13 protein-coding genes and 1 pseudogene are annotated in these 15184 nt (G+C 62.5%); 10 read left to right on the forward strand and 4 right to left on the reverse strand.

From position 1 onward, the window contains the following. Positions 1-165: 165 nt before the first annotated feature. The 7 genes from ACTHL0_RS23320 (at position 166) to ACTHL0_RS23350 (ending at position 7731) form a co-directional block, all read left to right on the forward strand. On the forward strand, positions 166-312 hold the full coding sequence (locus ACTHL0_RS23320; RefSeq protein ID WP_440569356.1) for a hypothetical protein: 147 nt from the start codon (positions 166-168) through the stop codon (positions 310-312). A 179-nt stretch (positions 313-491) separates the two neighbouring features. Next, complete coding sequence (locus ACTHL0_RS23325; protein ID WP_440569337.1) at positions 492-2033, forward strand: methyl-accepting chemotaxis protein; 1542 nt, start codon at positions 492-494, stop codon at positions 2031-2033. A 108-nt stretch (positions 2034-2141) separates the two neighbouring features. Further along, positions 2142-3887: a peptidoglycan D,D-transpeptidase FtsI family protein gene (locus ACTHL0_RS23330; protein WP_440569338.1), complete on the forward strand. Its 1746-nt coding sequence runs from the start codon at positions 2142-2144 to the stop codon at positions 3885-3887. A gap of 232 nt (positions 3888-4119) precedes the next feature. Continuing rightward, a complete protein-coding gene (gene pdhA, locus ACTHL0_RS23335) occupies positions 4120-5208 on the forward strand; it encodes a pyruvate dehydrogenase (acetyl-transferring) E1 component subunit alpha (protein ID WP_440569339.1) in 1089 nt (362 codons plus the stop codon). Further along, positions 5201-6184 (forward strand): alpha-ketoacid dehydrogenase subunit beta, encoded by a 984-nt coding sequence (locus tag ACTHL0_RS23340; protein ID WP_440569340.1) that lies wholly within the window; start codon positions 5201-5203, stop codon positions 6182-6184. The genes pdhA and ACTHL0_RS23340 overlap by 8 nt, the downstream gene beginning before the upstream one ends. Beyond that, the gene (locus ACTHL0_RS23345; protein WP_440569341.1) at positions 6181-7305 is read left to right on the forward strand and encodes a dihydrolipoamide acetyltransferase family protein; all 1125 of its coding nucleotides are present in this window, start codon (positions 6181-6183) and stop codon (positions 7303-7305) included. The genes ACTHL0_RS23340 and ACTHL0_RS23345 overlap by 4 nt, the downstream gene beginning before the upstream one ends. A 270-nt stretch (positions 7306-7575) precedes the next feature. Next, the gene (locus ACTHL0_RS23350; RefSeq protein WP_440569343.1) at positions 7576-7731 is read left to right on the forward strand and encodes a DUF3309 family protein; all 156 of its coding nucleotides are present in this window, start codon (positions 7576-7578) and stop codon (positions 7729-7731) included. A gap of 337 nt (positions 7732-8068) precedes the next feature. Here ACTHL0_RS23350 and ACTHL0_RS23355 read toward each other — a convergent pair whose 3' ends face one another. Beyond that, a complete protein-coding gene (locus ACTHL0_RS23355; protein WP_440569345.1) occupies positions 8069-8779 on the reverse strand; it encodes an MgtC/SapB family protein in 711 nt (236 codons plus the stop codon). Positions 8780-8962: 183 nt separating this feature from the next. Here ACTHL0_RS23355 and ACTHL0_RS23360 point away from each other — a divergent pair, with 183 nt between their 5' ends. After that, positions 8963-9502: a DUF4142 domain-containing protein gene (locus tag ACTHL0_RS23360; protein ID WP_440569347.1), complete on the forward strand. Its 540-nt coding sequence runs from the start codon at positions 8963-8965 to the stop codon at positions 9500-9502. A gap of 106 nt (positions 9503-9608) precedes the next feature. Here the strand turns inward: ACTHL0_RS23360 and ACTHL0_RS23365 are convergent, their stop codons facing one another. Beyond that, positions 9609-10910 (reverse strand): UDP-N-acetylglucosamine 1-carboxyvinyltransferase, encoded by a 1302-nt coding sequence (locus tag ACTHL0_RS23365; protein WP_440569348.1) that lies wholly within the window; start codon positions 10908-10910, stop codon positions 9609-9611. A 302-nt stretch (positions 10911-11212) separates the two neighbouring features. Between ACTHL0_RS23365 and ACTHL0_RS23370 the strand changes: the two genes are divergently transcribed. Both ACTHL0_RS23370 and ACTHL0_RS23375 read left to right on the forward strand, forming a co-directional pair. Then, the gene (locus tag ACTHL0_RS23370; RefSeq protein WP_440569350.1) at positions 11213-11824 is read left to right on the forward strand and encodes an IMPACT family protein; all 612 of its coding nucleotides are present in this window, start codon (positions 11213-11215) and stop codon (positions 11822-11824) included. An 805-nt stretch (positions 11825-12629) separates the two neighbouring features. Continuing rightward, complete coding sequence (locus ACTHL0_RS23375) at positions 12630-13526, forward strand: DUF72 domain-containing protein (protein WP_440569352.1); 897 nt, start codon at positions 12630-12632, stop codon at positions 13524-13526. A gap of 131 nt (positions 13527-13657) precedes the next feature. On the opposite strand, the gene ACTHL0_RS23380 is transcribed toward ACTHL0_RS23375, so the two are convergent. Both ACTHL0_RS23380 and ACTHL0_RS23385 read right to left on the reverse strand, forming a co-directional pair. Beyond that, the gene (locus ACTHL0_RS23380) at positions 13658-14875 is read right to left on the reverse strand and encodes a diguanylate cyclase domain-containing protein (protein WP_440569354.1); all 1218 of its coding nucleotides are present in this window, start codon (positions 14873-14875) and stop codon (positions 13658-13660) included. An 87-nt stretch (positions 14876-14962) separates the two neighbouring features. Next, a pseudogene (locus ACTHL0_RS23385) lies at positions 14963-15184 on the reverse strand (GGDEF domain-containing protein); the annotation flags it as partial.

A 15184-nucleotide genomic window follows, 5' to 3' on the forward strand; every position in this document is an offset into this window, starting at 1 on the left:
CAATGCTCTTCTTTTCCCCTCGTCTGTCCGTCGAACGCATCGGCGCAGCGCACGCCGAAATGCCGCGCGCTGTCCCCATGGATAGCGTATAAAAGAGGCAAGCCTCGACGCCGTCTCGGATTTGCCCACCCCTCATCCCGATACGCACACGCCATGGACTATCGCATGCATACCGCACCGATTCCCGATCCCCTAGCCGATCCAACGCGCGATCCCGAAGGCGAACCGGTCGTGCCGCCCGCGCCGGGCCATCACAACGACGAGCCGCAGCGGCCCGAAGGTCCTCCGGACAAAAACCCATCGCTGCATTGAACCGCATTCCGCTCCGATTGCCCTCCGCCCAAAAGGTGGAAACGTTTTCAATCAGGGTTTCCCCCTCTGCGCCGCTTGAGATGTCGGGTCGATAGACCGGCAAGGCGCGGCTTCATCTCGCGAATTTGTCACACGAAGCCGCCGACTGAAAGACCAATCGAGAGCGACGAATGCAGAAAATGACTTTGAATCGAAAGCTTGGCTCGATGATCGCGGTGCTGTGGACCGGGCTCATCTTGATCGGCATCGCCGGCGTGTGGCAGAACCGGGCATCGATGATCGAAGACCGCGAGGGTCGGCTGGTGGCGCTGGTGCAAGAAGCGAACAGTGTGGCCAAGCACTATTACGATGCAGCTCAGCAACATGCGATGAGCGAGGACGACGCAAAGAAGCAAGCGCTGCAAGCCATTGGCGTTCTGCGTTACAGCGCGGACGGTTACTACTCGATCAACGATTCGCACGCCGTCATGCTGATGCACCCGATCAAGCCGCAGTTGGTCGGGAAAGACCTGTCCAACTTCACGGACCCAGCGGGCAATCATCTCTTTCTCGACATCGTGAAAGCGGCCAATCAGGAAAACGGCGGCTTCGTTCACTATTTGTGGTCTAAACCCGGCAGCGAAGAGCCGGTCTCGAAGTTGTCATACGCGTTGCGGTTCGCGCCGTGGGATTGGGACATCGTCACCGGCATGTATATGGACGATGTCAATGCGGCGTTCATTTCGAACCTCGTGCGCTGGGCGACCATCATCGGTGTACTCGGGGTGGCTGCGACGATCGCGATGGTACTGGTCCTGCGCAGCATCCGCCGTAGCCTCGGCGGCGAGCTTGAAATCGCCATCGATACGGCGCAACGCATCGCCGGCGGCGACCTGACGGCGCGCATTGCCGTGGCGCACGGGGATGACGCCAGCCTCATGTCCGTGCTCGCGCAGATGCAATCGGGCATTGCCCAGGCGGTGATGCGCGTGCGTGCCGGTACGGAAAACATCAACGTCGGCGCGAGCGAAATCGCCGCCGGCAACACGGATCTGTCGCAGCGCACGGAGCAGCAGGCAGCCGCGCTCGTTCAAACGGCGTCGAGCATGGACGAAATGACGACGAACGTGAAAATGAACGCCGACAGTGCTTCGCAAGCGGCCAAGCTCGCGGAGCAGGCCGCCGATGTCGCGACGCGCGGCAGTAGTGTCGTGGATGACGTCGTACGCACGATGCACGAGATCACATCGAGCTCGCAGAAGATCGGCGACATCATCGGCGTGATCGATGGGATCGCGTTCCAAACGAACATTCTCGCGCTGAACGCCGCGGTGGAAGCGGCACGCGCGGGCGAGCAAGGGCGCGGGTTCGCGGTGGTCGCCGCGGAGGTCCGCAGCCTGGCGCAACGTTCGGCTACGGCCGCCAAGGAAATCAAGGCGTTGATCGAATCGTCGACGAATACGGTTGACCAGGGGGCCGCACTCGTCGCGAATGCGGGTTCGACGATGGGCGAGATTGTGCAGTCCGTTCGGCGCGTCAACGAGATCCTTGAGGAGATCAGCCACGCTTCGCATGAGCAAAGCGCGGGGATCGAACAAGTCAATCGCGCTGTGGGAGAGATGGATAAAGTGACGCAGCAAAACGCGGCACTCGTTGAAGAGGCCGCAGCCGCCGCGCAATCGCTGAAGGACCAGGCGGGCGTGCTGCGGGACGCTATTTCGGGTTTTTCGTTACCCGCTTAGGGGGAATTCAGGCGTCTACGGGCGCCTTTCACCGGTGGGGGCCAGCATCATTACAACTTCATTACAATAGATGCCCCGCGTACTCCTGCGCGCCGCCCCTTCCTTCCCATGCCCCCACCGAAGCGGAAACGCGCCACCCCATACTCATCCCGTTCGCTCACGCATGACCCTTTGATCGCGCCGCGCTGGCGCACAAAGCGTTCAACCTTCGTCATGGCGCTCATCACCCTCGCATTCGTCGCGCTCGCCGCGCGAGCCGGGTGGGTCCAAATCGTCGAACATGACTTTCATGTCGCGCAAGGCGAAAAGCGGCATCGGCAAATGCTCGCGCTCGAAGCCAAACGCGGCCCTATCGTCGATCGGCACGGCGCTCTGCTTGCCGTCAGCCTCGCCACCTATGAAATATGGGCCGAGCCCGATCGCGTCGCGCCTACCGATATCGAACCGCTGGCCAAGCATCTCGCGCTTTCCTCTGCACAATTGCAGGCGCGCCTCGAGGCCGGACGCACGCACGTTTTGCTCAAGCGCCACGTCGATGCGCAAACGGCCGGCCGCATTGCCGATCTCGGCCTGCGCGGCATCACTCAGGTCACTACGTCCAAACGCTTTTACCCCGAAGGTGAATCGGCAGCACACGTCGTGGGTTTGACCGATATCGACGACGTGGGACAAGAAGGCGTGGAATTGGCGGCAAACGCGTTGCTGGCCGGCGAACCGGGCGAGCGCGAAGTCATCCGCGACCGGCTCGGGCGCGTCGTCTCCGATCTGCGCCCGCTCGTGCCCGCGCGCCACGGGCAAGCCGTTCAACTGACGATCGACCGCCGCATCCAGCATCTCGCCTTCGCCCAACTCAAAGCGGCGCTCGAACGCCACCAAGCCCAAGCCGGCAGCGTCGTCGTCCTCGATGCCAATACCGGTGAAATCCTGGCACTCGCCAATGCCCCTTCATTCGATCCGAACGCGCGTGCCGGGCTCACAGCCCACACCATGCGCAACCGCGCAGCCGTCGATATGTTCGAACCCGGCTCGACGATCAAACCGCTCGCCATCGCCACGGCACTCGATACCGGCAAAGTCGGCCCCGGTACGCTGATCGATACCGCACCGGGCCGATACCGCATCGGGCCGAATACGATCCACGATACATCCGATCACGGCATCGTCAGCGTCGCGCAGGCACTCGCCACCTCGAGCAATATCGCCCTCGCCAAGATTTCGATGATGCTGCCGCCCGAAACACTCTGGACGGCTTATCGCCAATACGGCATCGGGCTCGCCGCGCCGCTGCCGTTTCCCGGCGTCGCGGGGGGAACGCTCAGACCATGGCAGCGATGGCGCCCCGTCGAACAGGCGACGATGGCCTACGGCTACGGCTTGTCGACATCGCTTCTGCAAATGGCGCAAGCCTATACGGCGCTTGCCGGCGACGGCACGCTGCGGCCCGTCGCGCTGATTGCAGGTGACGGCAGCGCCACATCCGGCGTTGCCGCCGCGCCGTTCATTCGTGTGACGAGCGAATCGAGCGCCGCGACGCTGCGCTCGATGCTGGAGGCGGCAACCCTCGCGGGCGGAACGGGGCGCGCAGCCCGCGTCGAAGGCTACCGCGTCGGCGGTAAGACCGGCACCGCATGGAAGCATGCAGGAAAGGGGTATGCAAAGGGCAAATACCGCTCGCTCTTTGTAGGCATTGCTCCAATCGACGCACCACGCATCGTCGTCGCCGTCATGATTGACGAACCGACGAAGCATTCGTATTACGGCGGTGCCGTGGCCGGCCCCGTGTTCTCCGCCGTCACGGGCGGCGCGCTGCAATTACTCGGCGTTCCGCCCAGCCCGCCTGCTCCCGAAGCGTGAGCGCCATGGCCGATCGGCCGCTCAATGAACGGCTCGCGTATGAGGCCGTGGTGCCCTGCATTGCGCTGCAATGCGGTGCGCTCCCATGGCTGCCGCCCATGTGCCGTTGGCCGCGCATGTCGATCACTGCTCCTTGTTTTCGGATACAAACGTACTAAGTTTGATGAAGCACAACAGAACCACAGAACGACGGTAGCACCCGGGCGCGGGACGCTCGTCGAGGACAAAGATCATGACGACGGTCGCCAGTTTTCAAATCGAGTACTCCCGGTTTCTCGATGCTGACGGCGTCCCAGCGCAGCCCCTACCCGAATTCGCCAAGGATCCCGAAGCTTTGTCAGCGTTCTATCGCGCGATGGTGCTCACCCGTGCGTTCGACGCCAAAGCCGTTGCACTGCAGCGCACAGGCAAGCTCGGCACCTTCGCATCGAGCGTCGGCCAAGAGGCCATCGGCGTGGGCCTCGCGTCGGCGATGCGTCCCGAAGACGCCCTCTTTCCCTCCTATCGCGATCACGCAGCGCAACTGCTGCGCGGCGTCACGATGTCGGAGAGCTTGCTGTACTGGGGCGGCGACGAGCGCGGCAGCTGCTTTTCCGCCGCACCGCACGATTTCCCGAATTGCGTTCCGATCGGCACCCAGGTTTGTCACGCGGCCGGCGCCGCCTACGCGTTCCGCTTGCGTGGCGAGCCGCGTGTGGCCGTCGCGATCGTCGGCGACGGCGGCACATCGAAAGGCGATGTCTATGAAGCGATGAACATGGCCGGCGTTTGGCAGGCTCCGCTCGTCATTGTCGTCAACAATAATCAATGGGCCATGTCAGTACCGCGCACAAGGCAGACGGCCGCACCCACACTGGCGCAAAAAGCCATCGCGGCCGGCATCGAAGGGCGGCAGGTCGATGGCAACGATGTCATCGCAGTCCATGCGGCCGCTCGGGAAGCACTGGATAAAGCACGGCGTGGCGATGGCCCGACGTTGATCGAAGCGTTGAGCTACCGTCTCGGCGATCACACGACGGCCGACGATGCCACGCGTTATAGAGATCCCGATCTCGTCGCTCAAGCATGGCGCGAGGAGCCGATCGTGCGCTTACGCAAATACCTGGTCTCCCTCGCTGCATGGGACAAATCGCGTGAGGACCAACTCAATCAAGCGTGCCAGCGTACCGTCGAAGCCGCGGTGCAGTCATATCTCGCCGTTGCGCCGCCCGACGTCTCCGCGATGTTCGATCATCTCTATGCAACGCTGCCGCATGCGTTGCACGAACAACTTGCGATGGCACGGCATTTCGCCGCCGCCTCGGAGCGCGGCCATGGCTGATCTCGCACTCGTCGAAGCGGTCAACCTCGCGCTCGCGCATGCGCTCGAGCACGATCCCGCCGTCGTCCTCCTGGGCGAAGATATCGGCGCGAACGGTGGCGTGTTCCGCGCGACGATCGGTCTGCAGACACGTTTCGGCGCACAACGCGTGCTCGATACGCCGCTTGCGGAAGCCGGCATCGCCGGCACCGCGATCGGCATGGCGGCGATGGGCCTGCACCCCGTCGCCGAGATTCAATTCACGGGCTTCATCTACCCCATCGTCGATCAGGTGCTCAACCACGCGGCCCGCTTGCGCAATCGCACGCGCGGCCGCGTGAGTTGCCCGCTCGTGATTCGCTCGCCGTGCGGTGCAGGTATTCACGCGCCCGAACATCACTCCGAAAGCCCCGAAGCGCTGTTCGCCCACATCCCGGGGCTGCGCGTCGTCATGCCCTCTTCGCCGTCGCGCGCTTATGGGCTGCTGTTGGCCGCGATCCGCGATCCCGATCCGGTGATCTTTCTGGAACCGACCCGGCTGTACCGCTTGTTCAAACAAAGCGTCGAAGACGACGGTGAGGCGCTACCACTCGATACCTGCTTCGTCTTACGGGAAGGCACCGACGTCACACTCGTTTCGTGGGGTGCCATGCTTCAAGAAGTACTTAGGGCTGCCGATCAATTGGCTGAGGACGGCATCGCCGCCGAAGTCATCGATGTGGCTACCCTCAAGCCGCTCGACATCGAGACGATCCTGGCTTCCGTCGCCAAGACAGGCCGTTGCGTCATCGTGCACGAGGCGCCGCGTACGTGCGGCCTCGGCGCCGAGATCGCCGCCACGATCGCCGAGCGTGGACTCTATTCACTACTCGCGCCGATCGAGCGCGTGACCGGGTACGACGTCGTCGTCCCGCTGTTCAGGCTGGAGGGGCAGTACATGCCGAGCGTCGCGCGCATCGTGAGCGCTGTGCGAAAAACGCTCGAGGCTTCAACATGAACGTCTTCAAGCTCCCCGATCTGGGCGAAGGTTTGCAAGAGGCTGAAATCGTCGAATGGCATGTCAAAGCCGGTGATGAAGTCGCCGCCGATCAGCCGCTCGTCTCGGTGGAAACCGCCAAGGCCATCGTCGATATCCCTTCCCCGCAAGCCGGGCGCATCGCGAAGCTATACGGCAACAAAGGCGACATCGTGCATTTGGGCGCGGCGCTCGTCAGCTTCGAAGGCGAAGGCGGTGCCGCCGATACCGGCACGGTCGTCGGGCGCGTGGAAACGAGCGAAAACGTCGTCCGCGAGGCCGCCCCACCCAGCTTCGCGTCGCCCACTGGCGCACGCGTCGGCAGCGTGGCCGTGAAAGCGACCCCGGCCGTCCGCGCGCTGGCCCGCAAACTCGACATCGATTTGACGATGGTCATGCCGACCGGGCCCGACGGCGTCGTCACTTCCAACGACATCGAACGCACGGCCAAGGTGCTCGCCGAGTTGGGCCCCCCCGAACCGCTGCGCGGCGTGCGGCGCGCGATGGCGCAGAACATGGCGCAAGCCCAAAGCGAGGTGGCGGCGGCAACCGTGATCGACGATGCCGATATCGATGCCTGGGCGCCCGGCGCCGATATCTCGATTCGATTGATCCGCGCGCTCGTAGCAGGTTGTCGCGCGGAGCCCGGCCTCAATTCATGGTTCGACGGGCGCACAGCGCGACGGCGCGTGCTGGCAAAGATCGACGTCGGCATCGCGGTGGATTTGCCGGACGGATTGTTCGTGCCCGTTCTGCGCGACGTGGCGCATCGCGATGCAGCCGATTTGCGCGCCGGCTTGGACCGGATGCGAGCGGATGTGAAGGCGCGCAAGATCCCGCCCGAGGAGATGCGCGGCAACACGATCACGCTGTCGAACTTCGGGATGATCGCGGGCAAGTACGCGGCGCCGATCGTGGTGCCGCCCACCGTGGCGATTCTCGGCGCCGGACGTGTGCATCATGCCGTCGTGGCCTGCGATGGCAAACCAGCCGTGCATGCCGTGTTACCGCTGAGCTTGACGTTCGATCATCGCGTCGTGACGGGTGGCGAAGCCGCACGATTCCTGGCCGCAGTCATGGAGGATCTGGAATCGGCCGGGTAGCGAGGCATGGTGCGATGCACCGGTTTCCGACGGGTGCATCGCTACCTTCCCGCGCCGCCACCGCTTTGCTGCGGCGCTGCAAAATGCCTCCACCGCGTGTGCGGTTTGTAATGTCGACGAATGGGCGACCCTACCGATTCGCGATAAAAACGTCCAAACCCTCGGTGGCCCGCGGGTTCGCCTGAATGCTACCCGTGCGGCATGCAAGTTGCGGGTCGAATCACCAGCGGCTCGCGCCGCGCGTTTTCAACCAAGTCAAGCGAGGGCGCTATGTTAGGCACGATCTTGCTCATCATTCTCATCTTACTTTTGATCGGCTCGTTCCCCGCGTGGCCGTATAGCCGCAGTTGGGGCTATGGGCCAACCGGCGGGCTCGGACTCATCGTCCTCATCGTCATCATTCTCGTCGTATTAGGGCGTATCTAGCGCACGGCGCGCTCGGCGCCGCCGGGCCGCCGCCATGCGGCGAGCGCATCGATCCGGGCACGTCGCGTGCAGGCCAATGGCGGTCGGCCGCGACGAACACGGATAGGCGAATCGCCCAAGTCTCCACCTTATATGAGAGCGTCCCGCCGAAAGCCTATGGGGGCATCGGGCGCGTCGTCTCCTCGCTCGATGGCCTCGCGCATCTCTCCGGCTGCGTATAGCGCCGCTCGAATCCGTCATTGCCGCCGTTGAGGGCATCGTAAAGCATAGAGAGATGAGGCAAGGCAATTGATCGGGGACGGCACGGCGGCACTGGTAACGCGGGACGATGCTCCGCTCAATCCGCCATGGCCCATTGCGTGCACAGCGCGCCGCTGGCACGCCCGATCCCGTCGAGCGACGGTGCGATGCGATCGACATCGAATCGCTCCTTCCACTGCACCAGGTAGCGTGACTCGCACGTCCCCGCATCTGCTTCGACATGCGCGCCGCGTTGCTCCAACGTGCAGCCGAGGGGCGTCAATTGCTCGGCCAAGCGGCGCGGGCAATCCGAATCGATGGCGTAGCGAACGGTCAGCCACGCAGCCTTGCGGCGCTCGAGCCTGTGCTCGACAAAACGCAAGCCCCATAACACCGCCAGGCCGATCGCGCTGCTGGCCGCGCCCAAGCCGTATTGCCCCCCGCCGAAACACAGGCCGATGACAGTGACGAACCAAAGCATCGCCGCCGTCGTGACACCGCTGACGAGCCCATCCTTGCGAAATACCGCGCCCGCGCCGATGAAACCCATCCCCGTCAGGATCCCTAGCGGCAAACGCATCAAATCGATCCTGACAAAGCTTGTCGGCCCCTTGCCGGTTTGATCCAGCAGCGCGTTGACTTGCAGCATCGCGACGCAGGCCGCCAGGCAAACGAGTATGGTGGTGCGCAATCCGGCCGCCTTACCCGATTCGCTGCGATCGAGCCCGTACGCGGCCCCCGCCACGAGCGCGCAGGCGAGACGCGCCAACGCAGAAGGCCAGTCAAGCGTAAGCGGCATCGTCTCCATATCGGGCGCGGGGACTGATCGATCGACATAGATGACGAGCGAGCAAAGCGCAGGCCCGCAATGAACGCATAAGCACAGAGCACGCCCCTCGGGTATGGGGTTTGCGCCGCAGCAATCACGAGCGCGCCGCCCTGAAACCGGCGCGCATCGTCCCTGCCAACGCTATGCATCTTAGGAGCCTCAATGAAGCGAACCGCTCTAGCCTTGACCTGCTGCGCCTTGCTGCTCCCGGTCGGCGTCGCCGAAGCGCAAACGCAAGCTGCATCGACCACCGCGGCTAACCCGCTGCCCGAGCCCGACCGCGATTTCGTGCAGGCGGCCTCGATGTCATCATCGACCGAAATCGACGCCGGCAAGCTGGCTCAGAAAAATTCGAGCGACAAGGACGTCAAGTCGTTTGCGCATCACATGATGCTCGACCATACGAAGCTGACCGTCGAACTGAAGGCGAAGGCACCGCATGGTGTCGAAGTGCCGAAAGACAACTCCGACACGAGCGTGCTTGACGAGTTGAAGCCGCTGAAAGGCAAGGAGTTCGACGACGCCTACATTGCGAAGATCGGCCTTAAAGGCCACCAGGATGCCGTCGCCGCGTTCAAGAAGGAAATCTCCGACGGACAAAACGCGGACCTGAAGAAACTCGCGCAAAAAGGCCTGCCCGTCATCGAGCACCACTATGCGTTGGCGCAGCAACTCGCCAAGAAGAAAGGCGTAAAGGAGTAAAGGAGTAAAGGAGTAACGGCGCAGCTGCCCGGCCATGCGGGCGGCACGACGAAGCGCAAGCGGTCCTGCGCTTCGTCGCACGGTAGTGCGGCGCGCGTTGAGCGGCTCAGTCGCCCGCGGTCCACTCCACGTTCGCGCCGACCGAACGCAGATTTTCGACGAAATGCGGATGCGCGCGCCGGATGGGCAATGCATTCGTGATAACGGAGCGCCCTTCGATGCTCGCGGCCACCATCAGCAGTGCAATCGCGACGCGGATGATGTAGGGGCTTTCGACCTTCGCCGGGCTCAGCGGAATGCCGCCGAACGTAATCAGACGATGCGGGTCCGACAAAAAGACGTGCGCGCCGAACTTCGACAGTTCGACCGACCATCCCATCGCGCCGTCGTACACCTTGTTCCAGAACATCGCGCTGCCTTCGGCTCGTACGCCAAGGGCAATGAAGATCGGCAGCAAATCCACGGGCAGGTACGGCCACGGCGCCGCCTCGATCTTCGTCAAGATATTGGGCGTAAACGGCCTGCGCACGCGCAACGGGCCGTCGCGCATCGCGCGCGACCATCCGTCCTGATGAACGAGATCGACACCGAACTTCGCGAACGTGCGATCGATCAACGGGAATTGCTCGGGCGCGCTGTTCTTGACGACGATATCGCCGCCGGTGATCGCACCGAGCGCCAGGAACGTCGCGATCTCATGGAAATCCTCGCTAAAGCGAAACTCGCCGCCACCGAGCCGATGCCCGCCTTCAACGGCGAGACGTGAAGTGCCGATGCCTTCGATCGGTACACCGAGCATCGCGATGAAGCGGCAAAACTCCTGGACGTGCGGCTCCGAAGCGGCATTAACGAGCGTCGACGTGCCCGAAGCGGACGCAGCGCACAGAACGAAATTTTCGGTGGTGGTAACCGACGCGTAGTCGAGCCAGTGATCGTTCGCTGCCATGCGCGTTTGCGCGCGCACGATCAGGGAATCGGAGGTGCGCTCGACGCGTGCGCCGAAACGCTCGAACACTTCGACGTGCGGGTCGATCTCGCGCACGCCCAGCGTACAGCCTTTCACGTCGTTTTCGAGCCGCGCCACGCCGAATCGCGCAAGCAGCGGCGGAACGAGCATGATCGACGAGCGCATCTCCTCGGGCAGCCGATGCTTGGCCGGATCGAACGACGTAGCGTGGTGATGCAGATCGAGGATGCCCGTCGAGAAATCCATCGATACGTCGCTGCCTAGCGCGCGGAAAATATCGAGGATTTTCTTGACGTCGGTGATGTCGGGCACGCCGACGAGCCGCAGCGGCTGGTCGGTCAACAAGGTCGCACAAAGAATCGGCAGGACAGCGTTCTTATTGGCGGACGGCGTGATCTCCCCGCGAAGCGGGAGGCCGCCATGAACGATCAGATCGGACATATTCGGGGCAAAACAGAAAAAAGAGGTGTGGCCGGGAAACGCAGGCGCATATGATGCCACCGTCCGCGCGGCGATGGACGGGAATCTCGCCGAAGGCATCCGCCATTGCCAGTTTCGCTTTCAGCATTCGATAATCCCACACGGCGCGTCGGGCTTTTCGTCAGACGTCTTCGGGTTCCGGGCGTCGACGAGCGTGCCACAAATGCGAACCCGGGCGCGCAATGCTTTTGCATCAAGCACTTACATAGCCTATGAGCAAGTTATTCACAACTTTGCCAACATAAATTGGGGATAAGTTCGTTTTGCCCACCTTCACGCTCGCCGGCCCGGTCACGGCTGAATTGGACATCCGCAAGAGTCGCTTTATCGCGCATGCGATCCCTGTCGCCGATCGCGATGCCGCCATGCAGGCGCTGCGTCTCTTGCGCGACGCGCATCCCAGCGCTACCCATGTCTGCTGGGCCCTGCTCGCGGGCGGGCAATCGGGAATGTCCGACGATGGCGAACCCTCGGGCACGGCCGGGCGGCCGATTCTCGAAGTGTTGCGCCATCACGATCTCGACGGCGTATTGGCGGCAGTGGTGCGGTACTACGGTGGCGTGAAGCTCGGTGCGGGCGGCCTCGTGCGCGCCTATACCGATGCCATTGCGAGTGCGCTTCAACAAGCACAGCGCGTCGAGCGAATCGCGCAGGCCGAACTCACCGTCGACATCGACTATCCCGATGAAGCGCGTGTGCGGCGATGGATCGAGCAGGAAGGGGCCGAACTCGTCGATAGCGGATATGAGTTAAGGGTGCGGCTCGTCCTGCGCATGCCTGCGACGAAGCGCGATTCCGCCCGCGTGGCGTTGCGGGACTTGACGCAAGGGCGCGTGCGATTTGTCGACGAAGAAGGCGACGGCGGTCGGCGCTAGTGGCGCACGAAATCTTTCAATTTCATTACATTGATGTCAGCGGGATGGCGGGTTTGATCGCTTGACGATATCCCCGGAAACGGCGTTTTCACGGACGAACGCCCCTGCTTGAATGCCCGCCGATGCCGTGGGGGAGGCCGATCGACTGAATTGAGCACGAAAACGCGCTCCTTTCGTCCAATTGGTTCCGGGGCGGCGGGTCTACACTGCTTTCCATGGAGCAAGACATCAGCTCCATCCACGAAGCCCTCGCGAAGCGTCGTGGGGCAAAAAGATTGGACGATGTAGCTGGATAGCAGTCGTAGGAATTCCTCAGCACTCAGGGTAATCGCTGAAGGGTTTCAAAACCGGGGTTCGCGCAGTGCGTTGTAGCAGTCCGAAGTATCTGTAGTTCGAAGCACCTCGCAGTTCGAAGCACCTTGCAGTTCGAAGCATCTTGCAGTTCAAAGCACTTTGCAGTTCGAAGCACTTTGCAGTTCGAAGCACCTTGCAGTTCGACGTAGCTTGCAGTCACGAGTACCTGATGGGTAGTACCGTAGTGGCAGCACAGCAGTACGCAGTACCTCACCTCGGAATAGCAGCACCTGGCAGTTGCAGCACCCCTGGAAGTAGAAGCACCCCTAGCAGTAGATACACCTCACCTCGAAGTTGCTGTAGACGGGCCCTACCTCTTCCCTGGGTGGGGCCCTTAGCATTCAGCGCGCAGCGCGGCCTAGGGTAATCCCTCCTTCCGAACGCGATGCGCCGGTGATTCGATAACCGATCACCTGATATGCGCTCCCGACGATCTGTCGGCCGACCGGCAATGCCCGATATCCTTTGCGGTTCCGCCGGATGGGCGGATAAATCCCTAATTGCCTGCAAGCGCTTTTATCCGCGCGGCTGCTCTACCGCGCAAGCGCGCCTCGCCTATTACGCGTCAATCTTCCCGCTCGTCGAAGTCGATTCGAGCTATTACGCCCTGCCCCCGCGGGCGAATTCCGAGTTGTGGGCCGAACGTACGCCAGAAGGCTTCGTTTTCAATGTGAAAGCCTTCCGGTTGCTGACCGGCCATCAAACCGGGCGCGAGGCACTGCCGCCCGACATTGCTGTCCTCGTACCCGAGACCGCGAACAAGAAGCTCTACTATCGCGATTTCCCACCCGAATTGATCGACGAAATCTGGCGCCGCTTTTTCGATGCGCTGGCTCCGCTCGACGAGGCAAGCAAGTTAGGCGCGGTGCTTTTCCAATTTCCGCCTTGGCTGACGAGCGCTGCGCAGGGCCGGGCCCATGTCGAGGAATGTGCGGCGCGCATGGCCGAACATACGATGGCGATCGAGTTTCGCAACCGCTCCTGGCTCGACGAGAAGCATCAATCCTGGACGCTGGGATTCGAACGCGAGCATGGAATCGCGCATGTCGTCATGGATGCGCCGCCCGAGGTTGCGAATCGTGCGCAGACGGTCTGGGAAGCGACAAACGCCGACTTGGCGATCGTGCGTCTGCATGGCCGCAACGCCGAAACGTGGAATGCGACAAGCCCATCGGCGTCGGTCCGCTTCAACTACGACTACAGCGACGAGGAACTGCACGAACTGAGCACACCGATTCGAACCCTCGCAGGGCAAGTCAAGACGACTCACGTCATCTTCAATAACTGCTTTGAGGACCAGGGGCAGCGCAATGCGAGATCGATGATGCGGATACTCGGGGCCGGATAGTGCCGACTCATTGGAACTCGAAACCGTGCGCCGGAACTGGACGCCTACGCGATGCCTCTACCTTTTGGGTGGAAAAAATTGGCTCGAGCGCGTTTCATCTAGCGGAAGCCAGAACTGGCTTCGAAGCCCCATCACTTCGACGCACTCACATCGTACGCCTGATCATTGGCCGTCACCGGCCCAAACCGGAACGACGATCGCTCTCTCTTCGCCCTATACATCGCAGCATCCGCCACATCCATCAGCTGTCGTATGTGGGTCACGCGGTCCGGATAGGTCGCGATACCAATACTCAACCCAATCGAGAATCGCCCGGCAAATTCGGCTTGCGCAACCGCCCGCACCTGCTCGATCAACCGCTGGGCAAGCCGGCGCAGATCATCGTCGTCGCCGTAATCGGTCAGCAACGCGACAAATTCGTCACCGCCAATGCGCGCCAGCACGTCCTGACGTCGCACGACAGCCGATAGCCACTTGGCGAGCCGCCTCAAAAAGATATCGCCGGCACTATGACCCAGCACATCGTTGACGCTCTTGAATCCGTCGACATCCAAATACAGCAGCGCCACCTTCCGGGTTTCGATCCCGGGTTGCGCCGCTAACGCATCAATGGCGGCCAGCAGCCTTCTTCGGTTGGGCAACCCCGTCAACGCATCGAGCGCGGCCTCCCGATCCATCGCCTGCGAATAGGCGCTGATATTGGCGAACGCCCGTCGTTGAACCACGAGTGCGTACGCCAACAAGCCCCCGACAAAAGCCGCGACGACAGCCAACGCGCCGGCGCCGAACATCACGCGCTTGCGTGCATCGCCGGCCGCGCCATGCTGACGCGCTTGCCAACGCTGGCTCAATTGCGTGAATTCAAGCCGCAGCCGATCCATTTCGCGCTTGCCCTCGTCCGTCTGCACAAGTGCGATCGCGCGCGATCGATCGCCGCCACGAGCCAGTTCGATCGTTCGCGCCAGTTCGGCCAACTTACTGTGCTGAAGCGCATCGATCCGGCGCACGATGGCGATCGACGAGGGATCGGCAACGGCAACGCCATAGAGCTGCCGCATCGCGGGTTCGACATCCCGCGTGCCGCGCTCATAGGGCTGCAGATAGCCGGGGGAACCCGTCAGCAGATAACCGCGCTGCCCCGTCTCCGCATCTTGGAGATCGTCAAGGACCCGGTTCGTCGTGCTGAGGCCGCTGAAGGCGATATCCTCGGACACGTCATCCTCGATGACGACGCGCGCCTCGTAGATGAACGCGGCAGCCGCGATCAGCAAGCCGATAAAAAGTACGATGTACAACGCGACGAAACGATTGCGATCGTTCCGCGCCGCTCGAAATAGCCGTACAGGCAAGGCTCTCTCCGGGAGACGGGACGTTTGATCTGTTGAATTCAATGATAGTCGATGCTGCGGTGACGTCATGTCGCGCGCATCGCCTCGTCAAGTGGCTTGTTCGATGCGTTCGTCGGACTCACCCTCCGACGACGCCATCACCACACAATCGCGCCCCAACGCTTTAGCCGTATAAAGGGCGGCATCGGCGCGAGCCAACACGCGCGCGAGCCTGTCTCCAGGCCGGAATTCGTCCACACCCGCGCTGAATGTGTAGGGCGTCTGGCCGCACGGACGCTGCGCGATGGCTGCGCGTAAACCGTTCGTGAG

It is taken from the genome of Trinickia sp., assembly GCF_051961175.1.
GTDB lineage: Bacteria > Pseudomonadota > Gammaproteobacteria > Burkholderiales > Burkholderiaceae > Trinickia.